At 63.7% G+C, this 17382-nt stretch carries 15 protein-coding genes; 10 read left to right on the top strand and 5 right to left on the bottom strand.

Annotated features, from left to right (window positions below):
* Nucleotides 1-92 precede the first annotated feature (92 nt).
* Both lolD and AC07R0_RS20575 read right to left on the bottom strand, forming a co-directional pair.
* Complete coding sequence (gene lolD, locus AC07R0_RS20580) at nucleotides 93-800, bottom strand: lipoprotein-releasing ABC transporter ATP-binding protein LolD (RefSeq protein ID WP_495106234.1); 708 nt, start codon at nucleotides 798-800, stop codon at nucleotides 93-95.
* The gene (locus AC07R0_RS20575) at nucleotides 793-2049 is read right to left on the bottom strand and encodes a lipoprotein-releasing ABC transporter permease subunit (protein ID WP_495075271.1); all 1257 of its coding nucleotides are present in this window, start codon (nucleotides 2047-2049) and stop codon (nucleotides 793-795) included. The genes lolD and AC07R0_RS20575 overlap by 8 nt, the downstream gene beginning before the upstream one ends.
* 574 nt (nucleotides 2050-2623) lie before the next feature.
* On the opposite strand from AC07R0_RS20575, the gene AC07R0_RS20570 reads away from it, so the two are divergent.
* The 6 genes from AC07R0_RS20570 (at nucleotide 2624) to AC07R0_RS20545 (ending at nucleotide 9185) form a co-directional block, all read left to right on the top strand.
* Nucleotides 2624-3505, top strand: a complete 882-nt coding sequence (locus AC07R0_RS20570; RefSeq protein ID WP_495106233.1) for a helix-turn-helix domain-containing protein — start codon at nucleotides 2624-2626, stop codon at nucleotides 3503-3505.
* A gap of 152 nt (nucleotides 3506-3657) precedes the next feature.
* Nucleotides 3658-4386: an SDR family oxidoreductase gene (locus AC07R0_RS20565; RefSeq protein ID WP_495106232.1), complete on the top strand. Its 729-nt coding sequence runs from the start codon at nucleotides 3658-3660 to the stop codon at nucleotides 4384-4386.
* A gap of 2 nt (nucleotides 4387-4388) precedes the next feature.
* The gene (locus AC07R0_RS20560; protein ID WP_495106231.1) at nucleotides 4389-5963 is read left to right on the top strand and encodes an FGGY-family carbohydrate kinase; all 1575 of its coding nucleotides are present in this window, start codon (nucleotides 4389-4391) and stop codon (nucleotides 5961-5963) included.
* Between the two features lie 67 nt (nucleotides 5964-6030).
* Nucleotides 6031-7095: an ABC transporter substrate-binding protein gene (locus tag AC07R0_RS20555; RefSeq protein ID WP_495106230.1), complete on the top strand. Its 1065-nt coding sequence runs from the start codon at nucleotides 6031-6033 to the stop codon at nucleotides 7093-7095.
* A 6-nt stretch (nucleotides 7096-7101) separates the two neighbouring features.
* Complete coding sequence (locus tag AC07R0_RS20550; protein WP_495106229.1) at nucleotides 7102-7926, top strand: ATP-binding cassette domain-containing protein; 825 nt, start codon at nucleotides 7102-7104, stop codon at nucleotides 7924-7926.
* A complete protein-coding gene (locus AC07R0_RS20545) occupies nucleotides 7923-9185 on the top strand; it encodes a sugar ABC transporter permease (RefSeq protein ID WP_495106228.1) in 1263 nt (420 codons plus the stop codon). The genes AC07R0_RS20550 and AC07R0_RS20545 overlap by 4 nt, the downstream gene beginning before the upstream one ends.
* Nucleotides 9186-9190: 5 nt before the next feature.
* Here AC07R0_RS20545 and AC07R0_RS20540 read toward each other — a convergent pair whose 3' ends face one another.
* Nucleotides 9191-11248, bottom strand: a complete 2058-nt coding sequence (locus AC07R0_RS20540; RefSeq protein WP_495106227.1) for a beta strand repeat-containing protein — start codon at nucleotides 11246-11248, stop codon at nucleotides 9191-9193.
* A 206-nt stretch (nucleotides 11249-11454) separates the two neighbouring features.
* On the opposite strand from AC07R0_RS20540, the gene AC07R0_RS20535 reads away from it, so the two are divergent.
* Nucleotides 11455-12468, top strand: a complete 1014-nt coding sequence (locus AC07R0_RS20535) for a hypothetical protein (protein WP_495106226.1) — start codon at nucleotides 11455-11457, stop codon at nucleotides 12466-12468.
* Between the two features lie 71 nt (nucleotides 12469-12539).
* Here the strand turns inward: AC07R0_RS20535 and AC07R0_RS20530 are convergent, their stop codons facing one another.
* Complete coding sequence (locus tag AC07R0_RS20530; protein ID WP_495106225.1) at nucleotides 12540-12860, bottom strand: hypothetical protein; 321 nt, start codon at nucleotides 12858-12860, stop codon at nucleotides 12540-12542.
* Nucleotides 12861-13033: 173 nt separating this feature from the next.
* On the opposite strand from AC07R0_RS20530, the gene AC07R0_RS20525 reads away from it, so the two are divergent.
* Complete coding sequence (locus tag AC07R0_RS20525; RefSeq protein WP_495106224.1) at nucleotides 13034-14545, top strand: aminotransferase-like domain-containing protein; 1512 nt, start codon at nucleotides 13034-13036, stop codon at nucleotides 14543-14545.
* Nucleotides 14546-14581: 36 nt separating this feature from the next.
* Here AC07R0_RS20525 and AC07R0_RS20520 read toward each other — a convergent pair whose 3' ends face one another.
* A complete protein-coding gene (locus tag AC07R0_RS20520; RefSeq protein WP_495106223.1) occupies nucleotides 14582-15052 on the bottom strand; it encodes a MarR family winged helix-turn-helix transcriptional regulator in 471 nt (156 codons plus the stop codon).
* 63 nt (nucleotides 15053-15115) lie between these two features.
* Here AC07R0_RS20520 and AC07R0_RS20515 point away from each other — a divergent pair, with 63 nt between their 5' ends.
* Nucleotides 15116-16630: an FAD-dependent oxidoreductase gene (locus tag AC07R0_RS20515; protein ID WP_495106222.1), complete on the top strand. Its 1515-nt coding sequence runs from the start codon at nucleotides 15116-15118 to the stop codon at nucleotides 16628-16630.
* Nucleotides 16623-17375, top strand: coding sequence for a nitroreductase family protein (locus tag AC07R0_RS20510; RefSeq protein WP_495106221.1), 753 nt, complete (start codon nucleotides 16623-16625; stop codon nucleotides 17373-17375). The genes AC07R0_RS20515 and AC07R0_RS20510 overlap by 8 nt, the downstream gene beginning before the upstream one ends.
* The last annotated feature ends 7 nt before the right edge of the window (nucleotides 17376-17382 follow it).

Raw genomic sequence — 17382 nt, 5'->3', positions numbered from 1 at the left:
CCCCACGTCGCCCCAGTTCTGTATACAAATTAGCACATTGTTACAAGTGTACGTCGGCTGTATGACGGTTTGGCGGGCGGCGAGGAACGTGTTTACGACAAGTTTGTGGACGGCAACGGAGAGGCCGCAGAGAACTGCCCCAGGTTCAAACGCAGGGTGCGGCCGCAGCGGGAGGCCAAGGACTCGTCATGCGTCACCAACACAAAGGCCGTGCCCTGGTCACGGGCCAGCCGCAGCATCAGCGCAAACACGCCGTCGGCGGTGCTGCGGTCAAGGTTGCCGGTGGGCTCGTCGGCCAACACGCAGGCCGGCTGGGCCACCAGGGCGCGGGCAATGGCCACGCGCTGGCGCTCACCGCCCGACAGCTCGGCCGGCCGGTGGTGGATGCGCTCGCTCAAACCCACGTTTGCTAGCATTTTGGTAGCATGTTGCGCAGCCTCCGCGCGCGACATACGCCGAATCCACAGTGGCATGGCGACGTTGTCCAGCGCACTGAACTCGGGTAGCAGGTGGTGGAACTGGTAGACAAAACCCAGGTGCTGGTTGCGCAGCTGGCCCTGTTCTGCCGGGCCCAGCCGCGCCAGGTCCTGGCCATGCAGCTGCACCGAGCCACTGGTGGGCGCATCCAGCCCACCCAACAAATGCAGCAGCGTGCTCTTGCCGGAACCGGAGGCTCCGACGATGGCCAGGGTTTCGCCGGCAAACACCTGCAGGTCCACGCCCTTCAACACGGTCACGTCCAGGCGACCCTCGGCAAACCGCTTGGTCAGACCTTGGGCCTGTAGAACTAACTTACTCATACCTTAGCGCCTCGGCGGGGTTCACACGGCTGGCATGCCAGCTCGGATAAATAGTGGCCACAAAAGCCAGGATCAGCGAAATCACCGCAATCGGCACGATGTCGGCCTGCTGCGGCTCGCTGGGCATGCGGCTGATGAAATACACCTCTTTGGGCAAAAAGCTGGCGTGGAACAAATGCTCCAGCGCCGGCACGATGACGTCGATATTGAAAGCCACGCCCAGGCCCAGCAGCAACCCGACCAGGGTGCCCATCACCCCCACCATGGCGCCCTGCACCATGAAGATGCCCATGATGCTCTTGGGGCTGGCACCCAGGGTGCGCAGGATGGCGATGTCGGCGCGCTTGTCGGTCACCGTCATCACCAGGGTGCTGACCAGGTTGAACGCGGCCACGGCGACGATCAGGGTCAGGATGATGAACATCATGCGTTTTTCCACCTCTACGGCGGCAAACCAGGTTTTGTTCTGCTGCGTCCAGTCGCGTATCAGCAGGTTGCCGCTAAGGCTACCGGCCAGTTGCTGCGCTACCTGGCGCGCCTGGTGCAAATCCTGCAACTTGACGCGGATGCCGGTCGGGCCTTCAAGGCGGAAGACGCGCTCGGCATCCTCCATGTGCATCATCAGCAGGGCCGAATCGTATTCATAGTGGCCGGACTCGAAGGTGCCCACCACCGTCATCTGCTTCAGCCGCGGCACCACGCCAGCCGGCGTCACCTGGCCGCTGGGGGCAATCAGCGTTACCGGGTCGCCCTCGCGCACGCCCAGGCTGCGCGCCAGGTCTATGCCCAGCACCACGCCGAACTGGCCCGGCACCAACTTGTCCAGCGTGGCCTTGGGCAGGGCCACGGCCAGATCAGTCACCTCGCCTTCAACGGCCGGGTCTATGCCGCGCACTACAGTGCCCTTCATATCCTCACCGCGCGCCAGCAGTGCCTGACTTGCTATGAAAGGTGCAGCACCCACCACATTGGGGTTCTGTTTGACCTCGGCCAGGGTCTTGGCCACATTGGGCAAGGCCTCGCCATTCGGGGCAAAGATCTCAATGTGCGCAACCACCGACAGCATGCGGTCGCGCACCTCTTTCTGAAAGCCGTTCATCACGCTGAGCACGATGATCAGCGCCGCCACCCCCAGAGCAATGCCCAGCATGGAGACACCGGAGATGAAGGAAATAAAGCCGTTGCGGCGCGTCGCACGGCCAGCCCGGGTGTAGCGCCAGCCCACCAGGAGTTCATAAGGGATTTGCATGGAGCAGTTGAAAGCAAAACAGCGGCGATTGTGGCATCCCGTCCACGCGGGGCCAGTGCCACGCGCTGGAAGCCCCCATGAAAAAAGCCTCTGCCACATAGAACCTATGCGCCAGAGGCTGAAACCCAATACGGGCCGCCGGTGCCCGGAGGCGTCGGCGGTGTCGGGACTACAGGAAGAGTCCTCGAAGCCAACCCATAGGGAAGACAACGAGGACGCAATCCTCCCAAGCGCGCCGCCTGGCTATGTGTCGAAATCGTGCGGGCAATGTTGCATTTGTAATCTAAGCCGCGCATTCACTATCAAAAATATAGCTACTTACGCTCGCAATATATGCGCTAAAGCCCTAAAACACACATAAAACGATTGTCTGCAAATACATGTCTTTAGGCACCCATCCAAGCCAATTCTCCGCCTACTGATACAAACTAAGTACTTACCCTAAAAGCAAAAAAAGTATCAGTAATGCGGAGCTTGCGCAGTAGTGAGGCCGTAGATGGCTTTCTAAACTAAGGCCATCGCAGGGTGCATGGGCCCTGCCAAGTGCACCCCCTACAACACAAGGAGATGGTTGATGTCACCGTACCTCGAACTGGTAGGCATACAGCAGCAGGAATCATTCAAGGTATGGGCGCATGGCTACCCCTATGAAACGGTGCGCTGGCACTTCCACCCGGAGTACGAGCTCAACTACATCAGCCACACCTCAGGTCGCTTTTATGTGGGCGACCGCACCGGCACCTTCGAGCCCGGCCAGCTGATGCTGATCGGCCCCAACCTGCCACACAACTGGATCAGCGAAGTGCCGGCCGGGGTATCGGTGCCCGAGCGCTGCACTGTCCTGCAGTTCTCCAGCAAAAGCATCCAGGGCGGCATTGAGGCTTTTCCCGAGCTGGGTCAACTGGAGACGCTGCTGACCGATGCGCAGCGCGGCATTCTTTTCTCTACCGAAACCACCGCCAAGGCCGTGCCGCTGCTGACCGCGTTGCTGGACGCCAAAGGCTTTCAGCGGGTCTACAAATTCCTGGCGCTGCTGGAAATCCTGTCGCAGGACCAGGGCCACGCCCTGCTGGCCAGCCCCACCTTCCGACCTGACACGCAGGGCTACCAGTCGTCCACCATCAACCAGGTGCTGGGCTATCTGGCCGAGCATCTGCAAGAACGCCTCAACGAATCCGACCTGGCGCAGTACGCCGGCATGGAAGCCAGCGCCTTCTCACGCTTCTTCCGCCGCCACACCAGCCTGCCGTTCATCCAGTACCTGAACCGGCTGCGCGTGAACCGGGCCTGCGAACTGCTGATCTCATCCGAGCTGCCGGTGACCGACATCTGCTACGCCTGCGGCTTCAACAACCTGTCGAACTTCAACCGCCAGTTCCTGGCACAGAAGTCCGTGCCGCCCTCGCAATTCCGGCGCTACTACCGGCTGAATGCGGATTGCGAGGCGGCAGCCTAGCGCCACCGCCCACCCTCTCCCCCTTTTTTCCTGGATAGGCCGCCGATGGCGGTTGGGGGAGAGCTTTATCCAAAATTTTCTCAACCTAGAACGACGACTATGCAGACATACAGCGCTTCACTCACCCCCTCCCGTAACCGGAGAGCACAGGCATGAACCACTCGCTCCACGGAAAAGTTGCAGCCGTCACGGGCGCCGCGTCCGGCATAGGACTGGAATGCGCCCGCACCATGCTCGCTGCGGGCGCCACGGTGTTTCTGGTAGACCGCGCCGCTGACCGGCTGGCAAGCCTGTGCACCGAGCTGGGTGAGCGTGCCATTCCGCTGACGGTCGACCTGCTGGATGCCGCCAGCGTGGCCGGCATGCTGCCCGCCATCCTGCAGCGTGCGGGCCAGCTGGACATCTTCCACGCCAATGCCGGCGCCTATATCGGCGGCGAAGTGGCCACGGGCAACCCAGACGACTGGGACCGCATGCTGAACCTGAACATCAACGCCTGCTTCCGCTCCATCCAGGCGGTGCTGCCGCACATGAAAGAGCGCAAGACCGGCGACATCATCGTCACCAGCTCCATCGCCGGCATCGTGCCCGTGGTGTGGGAGCCGATCTACACCGCCTCCAAGTTCGCGGTGCAAGCCTTCGTGCACACCGTGCGCCGCCAGATCGCTCCGCACGGCCTGCGCATCGGTGCGGTGGCCCCCGGCCCCGTCGTCACCGCGCTGCTGGACGACTGGCCCAAGGCCAAGATGGACGAAGCCCTGGCCAACGGCAGCCTGATGCAACCTACGGAAGTGGCCGACTGCGTGATGTTCATGCTGACCCGCCCGCGCAATGTGGTGGTGCGCGACCTGGTGATCCTGCCCCTGAGCGTGGACCTCTGACCATGCCACACACAGCGTATGTCATCGGTGTCGATATCGGCACCCAAAGCACCAAGGCGGTGTTGGTCAGCGCGCAGGGCGAAATCGTGGCCCAGTGCGCCCAGGCTTACCAGGTCGAAACGCCGAAACCACTGTGGGCCCAGCAGTGGCCGGACGTCTGGCTGGACGCCGTGGAATACTGCATAAAAGGCGTTCTTGCGCAGGCAGGCATTGCGGTAGCTGCTATCAAATCCATATGTGTCAGCAGCCTGTATGGCGGCAGCGGCATCCCGGTGGATGCGAGCGGCAAGGCGCTCTACCCCTGCCTGATCTGGATGGACCGGCGTGCGCAAGACGAGGTGCGTTGGGTGCGCGACCATGTGGACCTGGAGCGCCTGTACGACATCACCGGCAACGGCGTGGACAGCTACTACGGCTACACCAAAATGCTGTGGCTGCGCGAAAAGAAACCCGCCGTCTGGGCCCGCACCCAGCAATTCCTGCCGCCCAACAGCTATGTCAACGCCCGCCTCACCGGCCAGCTGGCGGTGGACCACAGCTCGGCCGGCAATATCGGCGGTGTGTACAACGTGAAGGCCCGCGCCTGGTCGGATGAAGCGCTGCAGATGCTGGGCATTCCGCGCCGCATGATGCCGGACCGCCTGGTCGAATCCAGCGGCGTCGTGGGACCGCTGCTGCCCGAATGGGCCGAGCGCCTGGGCCTGCCAGCCGGCATACCGGTGGTCGCAGGTGGTGTGGACGCAGCGGTAGCTACGCTGGCCGCAGGTGCCGCGCAGCCCGGCAACCATGTGGCCATGATTGGCACCAGCATGTGCTGGGGCACGATACGCCCCAGCGTGGATGCGCGCCACGGCCTGATCAGCATGCCGCATGTGTTCAATGGCGCGAAGGACTTGTATGTATTCGGCGGCGCCATCACCGCCGGCGCATCGGTCACCTGGTTCCGCGAAACCTTTTGCCAGGCCGAGATCGCCGCTGGAAAAGTCCAGGGCGTGGACCCGCACAGCCTGCTGGAAAAAGACGCGGTGCTGCTGCCTCCCGGTAGCGACGGCCTGCTGTTCCTGCCCTACCTCATGGGCGAGCGCAGCCCGGTGTGGGATGCGCAGGCCAGCGGCAGCTTTGTCGGCCTGGGCCTGCACCATGGCCGGCCGCACCTGTACCGCGCAGTACTGGAAGGCGTGACCTACGCGCTGCGCCACAACATCGAAGCCGGAGTGAAAGGCTTGGATGGCATCACCCAGCTGGACGACCGCCTGGTGGTGGTAGGCGGCGCCAGCCATTCGGATATGTGGATGCAGATCATTGCCGACGTCACCGGCCGCACGGTCTACACCCTGGCCGACGACGTGGAGGCCTCGCTGGGCGCGGCCATGCTGGCCGCCTTGGGCGCCGACCTAATCGATGTCAACGCTGTGCGCAAAGGCTGGGTTACGCCGGTGCTGCGAACCACGCCCCAACCCGCCGCGCACGTTGCCTACAACCATTTCTTCCAGCAGTACGTGGCGCTGTACCCCGCACTCAAATCCACCATGCACCGCTTGCGCCAACCGCCCCAAGGAGACACACCGACGACTTAACCACCGCTTTGCACACCTTGCTTTTGTTGAATTGCCAATTTAAGAATTACATCCATAGGAGATAGACATGCCAAAACTCACCCACATCGCCGCACTCGCCACCCTGGTCCTGGGCAGCACCGCCGTGTATGCACAGACCATCACACCAGCCAAGGTCGCCTTCCTGATGCCCGACCAGGCATCCACCCGCTACGAAGAACACGACAAGCCGGGCTTCGTCGCCGAGATGAAGAAGCTCTGCGCCGCCTGCGAAGTGCTGTACCAAAATGCCGATGGCGACGCCTCGCGTCAGCAGCAGCAATTCAACTCGGTGATCTCGCAGGGTGCCAAGGCCATCGTGATCGACCCGGTGGACTCCACCGCCGCCGCCTCCCTGGTCAAAGCCGCCCAAGCCAAGGGCATCAAGGTCATTGCCTATGACCGGCCCATCCCTGATGCCAAGGCCGACTACTACGTGTCCTTCAACAACGAAGGCATCGGCAAGGCGATTGCCGATTCGCTGGTTGCACACCTGAAGGCCAAGGGCGTATCACCGGCCGATGTGGGCTTGCTGCAGATCAACGGCTCGCCCACCGATGCAGCTGCCGGCCTGATCAAGAAGGGCATCCACTCCAGCCTGGACGCCAGCGGCTACAAGATTCTGGCCGAATACGACACGCCGGAATGGGTGCCCGCCAAAGCCCAGCAGTGGGCCAGCGGCCAGATCTCGCGTTTCGGTAAAAAGATTGTCGGCGTAGTGGCCGCCAATGATGGCACCGGTGGCGGCGCGATTGCAGCCTTCAAGGCGGCCGGCGTGAACCCGGTTCCGCCCGTGTCCGGCAACGACGCCACCATCGCGGCGCTGCAGCTGATCATTGCCGGCGACCAGTACAACACCATCTCCAAGCCCAGCGAAACCGTGGCCGCGGCCGCTGCGCAGGTGGTGGTGAAACTGCTGGCCGGTGAAACCCCGAAAGCCGAGACCACGCTGTACGGCACGCCATCGCAGTTGTTCGTACCTGCCGTGGTGACGGCCGAAAACCTGAAGGCTGAAATCATCGACAAGATGGTCAGCGGCAAGCCCATCCAGACCGCTGTCGTGCTGTGCGTAGACCGCTACGCCGAAGGTTGCAAGAAGCTCGGCATCAAGTAAACCACCATGACAACACAATCAATGCAACAAGCTGCCTCCGCACGCGAACCGGTACTGCGTCTTCGCGGCATCAACAAGCGCTTCGGCGCGGTGGCGGCCCTCACCGATATCGATCTCGACGTGCATCCAGGAGAGGTGGTTGCCTTGGTTGGGGACAACGGTGCCGGCAAGTCCACCCTGGTGAAAATTCTGGCCGGGGTGCACCAGCCCACCTCGGGCACGATGCACTTCCGTGGGCAGCAGGTATCGATGGACGGCCCCAGCGCCTCCTTGGCGCTGGGCATCGCCACCGTGTTCCAGGACCTTGCCCTGTGCGAGAACCTGGACGTGGTGGCGAATATCTTCCTCGGCAACGAGCTGCAGCCCTGGCAGTTGGACGAGGTCAGCATGGAGGTCAAAGCCTGGCAGCTGCTGAACGAGCTGAGCGCGCGCATCCCCAGCGTGCGCATTCCGGTGGCCTCGCTGTCCGGTGGCCAGCGCCAGACGGTGGCCATCGCCCGCTCGCTACTGCTGGAGCCCAAGCTGATCCTGCTGGACGAACCCACTGCCGCCCTGGGCGTGGCCCAGACCGCCGAGGTGCTGAACCTGATCGAGCGCGTGCGCGACAAAGGCCTGGGCGTGGTGATGATCAGCCACAACATGGAAGACGTGCGCGCCGTGGCCGACCGCATCGTGGTGCTGCGCCTGGGGCGCAACAACGGTGTGTTCACCCCCGACTCGTCAAACCAGGAACTCGTCAGCGCCATTACCGGCGCATCCGACAACTCCGTCTCGCGTCGAGCAGGCCGGCATGCCCCCGCCGGCACCCCCACCGAACAAAGCACAGCATGACCCGCGAAACCCACACCATCCCACCAGCCGCCACACCACTACTGGACCGCAGCGACGAACGCTACAAGGTCGAAACCGGCGTCAGCGGAGCCATCCGCAGCTTCATCGACCGCGTGCGCGCCGGCGATCTGGGCTCGCTGCCGGTCATCGTCGGCCTGGCCGTGATCTGGACCATCTTCCAGAGCATGAACCCGATCTTTCTGTCCAGCAACAACCTGATCAATATGCTGTTCGACGCATCGACCATCGGCGTGATCTCGCTGGGCATCGTCTGCATTTTGATGGTCGGCGAGATCGATCTGTCGGTCGGCTCGGTCAGCGGCTTTGCCTCGGCCATGGTTGGCGTGCTGTGGGTCAACCACGGCTGGCCGGTGGGCCTGGCCATCGCGGCGGCAGTGGCCGCCGGCGCCGTGGTCGGCATCGTCTACGCCCAGTTGTTCAACCGCTTTGGCATGCCAAGTTTTGTGTCCACGCTGGCCGGCCTGCTGGCCATCCTGGGCGCGCAACTCTATGTGCTGGGCGGCACCGGCTCAATCAACCTGCCCTACGAATCGCCACTGGTGAACCTGGGCCAGTCGCTGTTCATTCCCGTGTATGTGTCCTATGTCGTGGTGGCCATTTCCGGCCTCGCCATCTACCTGAGTGGCCAGCGCACCGCCGCGCGGCGCCAGGCGGCCGGCCTGTCGGCTGAATCGCACAGCCGCTTGCTGCTGCACGCCGGGGTGTTCACCATGGTACTGGAAACCATCGCCTTCTACTTCAACCAGGACCGGGGCATCCCCTGGCTGTTTGGCATCTTTGTGGGCCTGGTGGTGGCGCTGGACTATGCCTTTACCCGCACCCAGTGGGGCCGCATGGTGAATGCCGTGGGTGGCAACCGCGAGGCGGCGCGCCGATCCGGCATCGATGTGCGCAAGATCTACACCAGCGTGTTCATCCTGTGCGCCTCGCTGGCGGCCCTGGGCGGCGTGCTGGCATCGGCCCGCCTGGCATCCGCCAGCCAGCAGGCCGGCACCGGCGATGTGAACCTGAACGCGATTGCGGCGGCGGTGATCGGCGGCACCAGCCTGTTTGGCGGCCGTGGCAACGCCTACTCGGCGCTACTGGGCATCATCGTAATCCAGTCCATCTCCAGCGGCCTGACTTTGCTGGACCTGTCGTCCTCGCTGCGCTACATGATCACCGGTGCCGTCCTGGCAGTGGCGGTCATCGTGGACTCGATGGCCCGCCAGTCGCGTGTGTCGCACGGCCGGGCTTGAGGCCACTACTGCACGGTCACGAACAGGCTGGTGCCGTCCGTGCCCTGCACCACGCTGGCGCCATTGCTGGTCACGGTGGCGAATGTGCCGCTGACGCTAGCGGCATTGATCAGCACGAACTTTTGCCCGCTGGCATAGCTGCCGGTGATGTTCAGTACCAGGGTACCGCCTAGCGCCACCGCCCCGGCCACCGTCAGATGGTCGTGGCTGGTGCCGGCCACCGTGCCGTCGATGGACAGCGTCAATATGCCGTTGGTGCCCTGCTGGTAGCTGCTGCCCAATGTCAACTGGCGTTGGCCGCTCGCCAGAGCCAGGGCCGCGTTATTGGTCACTGCACCCGTACCCAATGCATCGGCACTTCCGGCCAGCACGGTGCCAGCGGACAGGGTCGTGGCGCCGCTATAGCTGTTGTTCAGCAGCGTGGTGGTGGCCGCGCCCGTGTGGACAAAGCTGCCGGTGCCACTGATGTGCGACAGCGTGGTGGCAGTCGTGGTGTTCTGCACAATGAGCTGGCCCGCGTTGACGATGGCATTCGTCGACAAGCCCCCTGTGGACTCAGCGGTCAACAGGCTGGCATCGCCGCTATAGGTCGCCTGCAACACCCGGGTGGTGCCCGTGGGCCGCACGGTGTCGTAGTACAGAGGCACGGAAGTGCCTGCGCCCAGCCGCAGAACGGCATTGGCACCGATGGTGGTCGTGCCGTTGTAGTTTTGCGGCTGGGCGAACGTCACATCGTTGCCTGCCGTGGACACGATGGTCACGTTGCCAACGCCGATGGCACCGTCTCGGTGGGGACCGCCACCACCGCCAGTGATGCCGATGTTCAAGGTCACCGCGCCGTTGTAGTTGAAGGCCAGCGTGCTGCCGCTGCGCAGATTGATGTAGGCGTTCTTGGCGCCCAAGGCGGGGCTGACCTGGGCCGGTGATGGCGCCGAGGGCAGAAAGAAGTTGCTGTGCGTGCCGTCGCCCCACTGCACCGTGCCGGAGCCGGCGCTGCCGCCTCCTTCGATATTGATGCCCCGGTAACTGCCGTCGTTGCCATTGACGTTGTTGGCACCGCCCCGGTAGATCACCTTGGCGAAGTTCAGCGTGGGGTCACTCAAACCGGGGTTGACCAGGTTCGGGCTGTTGTGCGGACTGTTGTCGGTATGGCTGTAGACGCCGGACATCACAATGGTCGAACTGCCGATGGGGTGGAAGTTGATGTCGCCGCCATAAGCCGCCTCAAAGATGTTTTGCTTGACGGTTACCACACTGCCCGGCGGGCTCCAGACCAGCCACGAGCCTTCGTTCAGCACCGCCTTGGCGTTCGACAGCGAAGCCGCCACGTGGTTGCTGCCGAAGTCCTGCCCTGCCGCCAAAGACAGCACGCCCTCGAAGGCGCTGACACCGCGAAACGAGTTGCCGCCCCACACGTTCGCCGCCTGCAGCACCGGGCCGCTGCCGCTGACCTGGCCCAGCAGAATGAACTGCGCGCTGCTGAGCACGATGGTCCCATTGTTGAGGATGTTGTTCAGGTTCACCTCGCCATTGACCACGCTGGCCGCGTTCAGGCTGTCGGACGTGGCAATGAAGTTGGGGTTGTTGTCGGCACTGGTGTTGGTGCCAATTTGCAAAGTGACACCGGGATCGATGGTCAGCACCGGCGGGTTGCTGCCGGCAATGTTCAACCGGTAGCCGCTGGTGGCCACGGTCTTGGTGACCACCTGCACCTGCTGCGCATTGGGCAGGGTGAAGGTGCTGGCCTGGGTAATGACCAGGGTGCTGGGGCTGCTGGTGCCACCCGCAGCCACCAGGACCAGCGTGCCCTGGCCAGATATGGCGCCTGTATAGGTGGTGGTGCCTACCGGCAAGGTGATGAAAGCATCACCGCCCAATGTGACATTTTGGTTCGCCAAAATGGCCGATGTGATGTCGGTGCGGCCCGCCAGACTGCCGGCCTCGGAGGACGTACCCGTCGCGGACGTGCTACCAGACCCTCCACCGCCGCAGGCAGACACGAGTGAGGCGCAACCCGCCACCAGAAAATAACGGCGGCTGGCGAATGAATGTGATGCAGTCAAAATGAATTTCCTTTGGCTTGTATTCCCACAGCGGGGCGGACCTGACGCGGGCCGCGTGCGACAAGCATATATGTCACATTTGGCAAGCTGCTCAGAGCAAAGCAAATTCCGGGCAACCCCCGTCCGCTCCAAGCACAGCATTTTTTCATCAAACTGCCATACAGCCTGCCTACATTCCGAGGCTTTACCCTGCTGAATGCCTCCCCATGTTTGTCAAAAGTCTGGCCACCGCCATCGCTGCGCTGAGTCTGGTTTCCTGTGCCACCACCGGGGCATCTGCACCTGCGGGTTTCTCCTTTGGGCTGTGGGGTGACATGCCCTACAAGAAGGCGGGCGACGACCCAAAGCTGCCGGCCGTGCTGCAGAGCATCAACCAGTCTGACATCGCGTTCTCGCTGTACGACGGCGACATCAAGGACGGCAGCTCCAAATGCACGGACGACATCTATGCGGATGCGCTGAAGATGTTCAACACCCTGCTCAAGCCCGTGGTGTACGTGCCCGGCGACAACGAATGGACCGACTGCCACCGCCTGAACAACGGCGGCTACGACGGGCTGGAGCGCCTGGCCTACCTGCGCCGCGTGATGTTCCCCACCACCGCCAGCCTGGGCCAGACCCAGATGCCGCTGGAGCACCAGGGCAAGCTGGGTGAGAAGTATGTGGAGAACACCCGCTTCAGCCACGGTGGCGTGGTGTTTGTGGGCTTGAACGTGCCTGGCAGCAACAACAACCTGGTCCTGAACGCCAAGGAATGCACGGCCAAGAGCGCGCGCAAGGCCGAGCAGTGCGACGCGTCCAACGCCGAATACCTGGAGCGCGACACGGCCAACATCGCCTGGCTGCAAACCTCCTTCGCCCAGGCCAAGGCACAGAAAGCAAAAGGCATAGTGCTGGTGCTGCAGGCCGACCCCGGCTTTGACCTGCCCGAAACCGAAGAGGTAGACGAAAGCACCGCCCCCGGCTATGCGGGCTACCGCAACTTCATGGCGGCCGTGGTGAAGCAGACCGAGCAGTTCTCCGGCCAGGTGCTGTTCGTGCACGGCGACACCCACTTCTTCAAGGTGGACAAGCCCTTGTACAGCCCGACCAAGCTGCTGCCCAACCTGACCCGCCTGCAGACCTTCGGCAGCCCCTCGCTGCACTGGGTGCGCGTGACGGTGGACACGGCCTCGGACAACGTCTTCACCATCCACCCGGTGATCGTGCGCCAGCCTTGATGCCCCTGGCAATTGCTATAAAAAAAGTAGCTACTTGCGCAGGTTTTATCTGCGCCAGAGGCACAAATAGCTTATATCCTGCTCGCAGCGGCTGGCGCTGCGGGTGTGCGTATCCAGTAGGCTGCCAGCAGGCTCAGCAAGCCGCGCCGTGGCCGCATAGACAGGCAGGCTGAAGACAAGGCCTCGATCTCCAGCCAGCCACCGGCCGACACCCGATAGCGCTCGCCAGCGCCCAGGTATATCGGCATATACGCCCAGTCGTGCGCCAGGTACAGGCGCTGGTGCAGGCATATGCTGCCCTGCTCTACCCGGATTTCAGCGCCCGGCGGTACGCGCTCCCAGGCCCGCTGGTGGGCTTGCAATTGCAGAGAGGATACGGTGGCAGAGGACATGCGGCACTCCTTGTTGGGATGCCTGTAGCGTAAAAAATATGGTCCCTACGCAACAGCCACAGACCTGGCCTATCTGTTACGCAGCAGCGCAGAAATTGCGCATCTGTTATGGTCTTCGGCATGCCTGTCTGTACCTGTTCAGCCCGCCCCAGGCCCCGCATCATGCAGGGGCCATGAGCATGCCTACCACCGCACCGTCCACCGCCGCCACGCCCAAGTATCAAAGCCTGGCCGAGCACTACCGCAGCGCCATCCAGGCCGGCAGCCTGCTGCCCGGCCAGCGCATGCCCTCGCTGCGCGAGCTGATGCGCCAGCACGCGGTCAGCCTGTCCACCACCATGCAGATCTGCCGCCTGCTGGAGAGCGAAGGCTGGCTGGAGGCGCGGCCACGCTCGGGCTACTTCGTGCGGCCACGTGCATCGGCCCACCTGGCTCCCGTAAACGACCCTCCCATGCAGCGCGCACCCGACCCGGCGCAGTACGTGGGCATCCATACCAAGGTGTCGGAGTTTCTGGCGCTGGGCCGCATGCAGCGCTTCAAGACCAATCTGTCCACCGCCCGCTGCGCACCCGAGCTGTATCCGGCACAGGCTTTGCAACAAGCCGCCCTGCGCAGCCTGCGCCAGCACCCGGACCAACTGGTGCGCGCCGCACCGCCGCAGGGCTGCCTGGAGTTCCGCGAGGTACTGGCCCAACGCGGGCTGGCTGCCGGCATGCGCCTGTCGGCCAACGACATCCAGATCACCAATGGTTGCACCGAGGCACTGAACCTGGCCCTGCGCGCCGTGGCCAACCCCGGCGACACGATTGCGGTGGAGTCACCCACCTTCTATGGCCTGTTGCAAACCCTGGAGGCACTGGGCCTGAAGGCGCTGGAAATCCCCACCAGTCCGCGCACCGGCATCTCGGTGGATGCGGTGGAGCTGGCGCTGCGTAACGCACCCGGCGTCAAGGCGGTGGTGGTCATCCCCTACCTGCAAAACCCCACCGGCAGCATCATGCCGGGTAGTCACAAACAGGCCCTGGTGCGCCTGTGCCAGCAGCACGATGTGGCGCTGATCGAAGACGACACCTACAGCGCCCTGGTGGATGAATCCGTGTTGCGCATCGATCCGCTGCGGGCTATCAAGTCCTGGGACGACAGCGGCCACGTGGTGTACTGCGCATCGCTGCACAAATGCCTGGCACCCGGCCTGCGCCTGGGCTGGGTCAGCGCCGGGCGCTGGCAGGCGCGGGTGGAGATGCTGAAGTTCGCCGCCTCGCGCAGCAACGAGCGCCTGGCCCAGATGGCCGCCGCCAGCTTCATAGGCTCTGCCGCGTACGACCGCTACCTGCGCCGCCTGCGCAGCACCCTGGCCACGCAGCGCACACAAACTGCGCAGGCCGTGGCCCGCTACTTCCCGCCCGGCACCAAGCTGACCGTGCCGCGCGGCGGCCTGTCGCTGTGGGTGGAGCTGCCCGACGGCCTGTCGGCCACCGCCCTGTTCCACGCCGCGCTGGCCGAAAACATGGTCATAGCACCCGGCACCATCTTCACCAACTCGCAACGGTTTGAGAGCAATCTGCGCATCAACTGCGGCTGGCCTTTCACGTCCGAACTAGAGCATGCGTTTGCCCGCCTGGGGCAGCTGGTGAACACCTTGGCTGCGCCGCTGGTTGCAAGCAAATTGCTATTGAAAAAGTAGCTACTGGTTCAGGTAATACCTACGCTGCAGCCGGTTTTACTCCATCGCCGCCACATCGCATTTGATGGCTTCGGAAAACTTGACCATGAGCCGCACCAGATCCTCGACATCCTGCTTGTCCCATGAGGCAAATATGGCCATACCCATCTTGGCGCGGGCCTCGTCTATGCGGTCGGTCAGTGCCTTGCCCTTCTCAGTGACCACCGCCTCGCGCACCCGGCGGTCCGCCTCGCTCGCCTGCCTATCCACCAAGCCCAATGTTTCCAGCTTAGCCACCTGCCGGCTGACCGTGGTGTAGTCGCGCCCCACACGGTCGGCCAGCTCAACCACGCCGATCGGCCCCAGCCGCTCCACCAAAACCAGCAGCGGAAACAGCGCGCGGTCCAGCGATATCCCGGCCGCACGCACCATGGCCTCGTCGCGCTGGGGTCGGTTCATGACGCTGACGATCTCCAGCAAAGCCCCATGGAGTTCCCGCAGTTTCGCGTTAATGTGTGTATTTTGCATATTTCTTGACACGCACGTGCCCTTGTCGTGTAATAGGTGCATATTACACATAGTGAGGTTTTGATGAATCAGCAATGTACAGCCGATGTCCTAATTTGCGGCGCCGGTGCCGCGGGTCTAACATTGGCGATCGACCTGGCACGACGGGGCATTTCCTTTCGCCTGATCGAGAAAATGGCAGGGCCGTTCCACGGCTCGCGCGGCAAGGGCATCCAGCCCCGTACCCAGGAAATCTTTGAGGATCTGGGCATCCTGGACCGCATCGTCGCAGCCGGCGGGGCCTATCCGCCCGAGCGGAAATACCGCAGCGATGGCAGCCACACCGACGCCCAGGTCATCGAACTGCATGAGCCCACGCCCGCCGAGCCCTGCCAGCTGCCGCTGATGGTTGCGCAATTCCGAACCGAGGCCGTGATGCGCGAGCGTCTGGCGGAGCTGGGCCATGCACCCCATTTCGGCTGCGAGCTGACCGGTTTTGCGCAGGACTCCAACGGCGTGACCGCGCAGCTGGCCAGCCAGACGGGCAACGAGACGCTACGCGTGCGCTGGCTGGTGGGCGCGGATGGCGGCCGCAGTTTTGTGCGCCAAGCGCTGGATATCGGATTCCCAGGCAAGACGCTAGGCATACGCGCCATCGTCGCGGATGTGCTGCTCACAGGCCTCACACGTGATGCCTGGCATGTCTTCAACGAAGGTGACATGGCGCGGCAGATCGCGTTTTGCCCGCTGGCGGGGACCGATATGTTCCAGATACAGGGCCCCATACCGCTAGACGGCGACATCGACCTGTCCGCCACAGGCCTGCAGACCCTGGCGGCCGAGCGCACCGACCGCGCAGATATCCACATCCAGTCGGTGTCCTGGTCTTCGGCGTACAACATGAATGCGCGGCTGGCCGACCGCTACCGCGTGGGCCGGGTGTTCCTCATCGGGGACGCGGCCCACACCCATCCGCCCACCGGCGGCCAGGGCCTCAACACCAGCGTGCAAGACGCCTACAACCTGGGCTGGAAGCTGGCCGCGGCCACCCGTAAGCCGACCACCACCCTACTCGACAGCTACGAGGAGGAGCGCAGGCCCGTCGCGGCGGCGATGCTCGGCCTGGCAACCAGGCTGCTGGACGCGCAAAAGCGTGGCGAGATGCGCCGTGGCCGCGAGGTGCACCAGCTCGACATCGGCTACCCCGCATCCTCGCTCACGCTGGAACAAGCCAGCCGCGTGGACGGCCCCTGCGCCGGCGACCGCGCCCCGGATGCGCCCCTGCGCGGCGCCGCGGGCCAGGCGTTGCGGCTGTTCGACCTGTTCCGCGGCACGCACTGGACGCTGCTGGGCTATGGCGTCGAGCGCGCATCGGTTCCGCCACGCCCGGGCTTGCATGTCCATACCTTTGGCCCCGGCGGTGACGTCGTTGACCATGCAGGCCACTTTCGTGACAGCTACGCCCCCACAGACGGTGATTGGGTGCTGGTGCGCCCGGATGGCTACATTGGCGCGATCGTTGCGACACAGCATATGGACGCGCTGGAAGCCTATCTTGTGCAAGCAGGCCTGGGCCTGGAGGAGGCATCCCATGGCTGAGCAGAACACCCCGCACCCGACCACCGGTGCAGCAGCGCCAGCCTGGCTCGCCTTTCAGAAGGCGAACCGCTTTCGCCGCGCGATCCGCAAATTTGACGCAACACCCATCCCGGAGGCAGACGTTCAGGCTGTGCTGGCAGAAGCCGCCTTCGCACCTTCCAGCGGAAACCTGCAGCCTTACGAGCTGCACTGGATACGCGATCCGGCCCTGAAAGCCAGCGTCGCCTCGGCCTGCAATGGACAAAAAGCAGCAGCCACGGCGGCCGAGCTGATCGTCGTGGTCGCCAGCCCCGCGCTGGGGCAGAGCACCGCCCTGGCCCAGCTCGCCCACATTGAAACCACGGCAACACTGGAGCCCCATTCAAAAACCTACCAACGCAAGCAAATCGGCAAGTTCCAGAAGATTCTCGGCATCGGCTCCCTCGCCCTGTGGTCGCCACTGATGCAGCTGGTGGCACTGCTACGCCCCAGCCTGTCCTTGCTGCCCATAGGCCACATAGGCAGCCGCCATTGGGCCGCGCGCAATGCCATTTACGCCGTGCAGACCCTGATTCTGGGCGCCGCGGCCAAAGGGATCGACTCGTGCCCGATGGAAGGTTTTTCCGCACCGAAGATCGCCAAAATCCTAGGCCTACCCCGAGGCGCTGTGATCCCCATCGTCATCGCCCTCGGTCACCGGGCCGACGACGCCAGAGTGGAAGAGCGCTGGCGCCGGCCGATCAGCGACACGGTGGTTTCACACTGAAGGCGGG

This window comes from Rhodoferax sp. GW821-FHT07F03 (assembly GCF_059418745.1).
The sequence above is the reverse complement of the archived record's forward strand: the minus strand, read 5'-3'. Positions and strand labels throughout refer to the sequence as shown.

Bases quoted from the DNA above. Each gene is read 5' to 3' on its own strand.
- AC07R0_RS20560 (WP_495106231.1), top strand. From the start codon at position 4,389: ATGCCACACACAGCGTATGTCATCGGTGTCGATATCGGCACCCAAAGC.
- AC07R0_RS20530 (WP_495106225.1), bottom strand. From the start codon at position 12,860: ATGTCCTCTGCCACCGTATCCTCTCTGCAATTGCAAGCCCACCAGCGG.
- AC07R0_RS20520 (WP_495106223.1), bottom strand. From the start codon at position 15,052: ATGCAAAATACACACATTAACGCGAAACTGCGGGAACTCCATGGGGCT.
- AC07R0_RS20575 (WP_495075271.1), bottom strand. From the start codon at position 2,049: ATGCAAATCCCTTATGAACTCCTGGTGGGCTGGCGCTACACCCGGGCT.
- AC07R0_RS20565 (WP_495106232.1), top strand. From the start codon at position 3,658: ATGAACCACTCGCTCCACGGAAAAGTTGCAGCCGTCACGGGCGCCGCG.
- lolD (WP_495106234.1), bottom strand. From the start codon at position 800: ATGAGTAAGTTAGTTCTACAGGCCCAAGGTCTGACCAAGCGGTTTGCC.
- AC07R0_RS20525 (WP_495106224.1), top strand. From the start codon at position 13,034: ATGAGCATGCCTACCACCGCACCGTCCACCGCCGCCACGCCCAAGTAT.
- AC07R0_RS20515 (WP_495106222.1), top strand. From the start codon at position 15,116: ATGAATCAGCAATGTACAGCCGATGTCCTAATTTGCGGCGCCGGTGCC.
- AC07R0_RS20535 (WP_495106226.1), top strand. From the start codon at position 11,455: ATGTTTGTCAAAAGTCTGGCCACCGCCATCGCTGCGCTGAGTCTGGTT.
- AC07R0_RS20570 (WP_495106233.1), top strand. From the start codon at position 2,624: ATGTCACCGTACCTCGAACTGGTAGGCATACAGCAGCAGGAATCATTC.
- AC07R0_RS20545 (WP_495106228.1), top strand. From the start codon at position 7,923: ATGACCCGCGAAACCCACACCATCCCACCAGCCGCCACACCACTACTG.
- AC07R0_RS20555 (WP_495106230.1), top strand. From the start codon at position 6,031: ATGCCAAAACTCACCCACATCGCCGCACTCGCCACCCTGGTCCTGGGC.
- AC07R0_RS20550 (WP_495106229.1), top strand. From the start codon at position 7,102: ATGACAACACAATCAATGCAACAAGCTGCCTCCGCACGCGAACCGGTA.
- AC07R0_RS20510 (WP_495106221.1), top strand. From the start codon at position 16,623: ATGGCTGAGCAGAACACCCCGCACCCGACCACCGGTGCAGCAGCGCCA.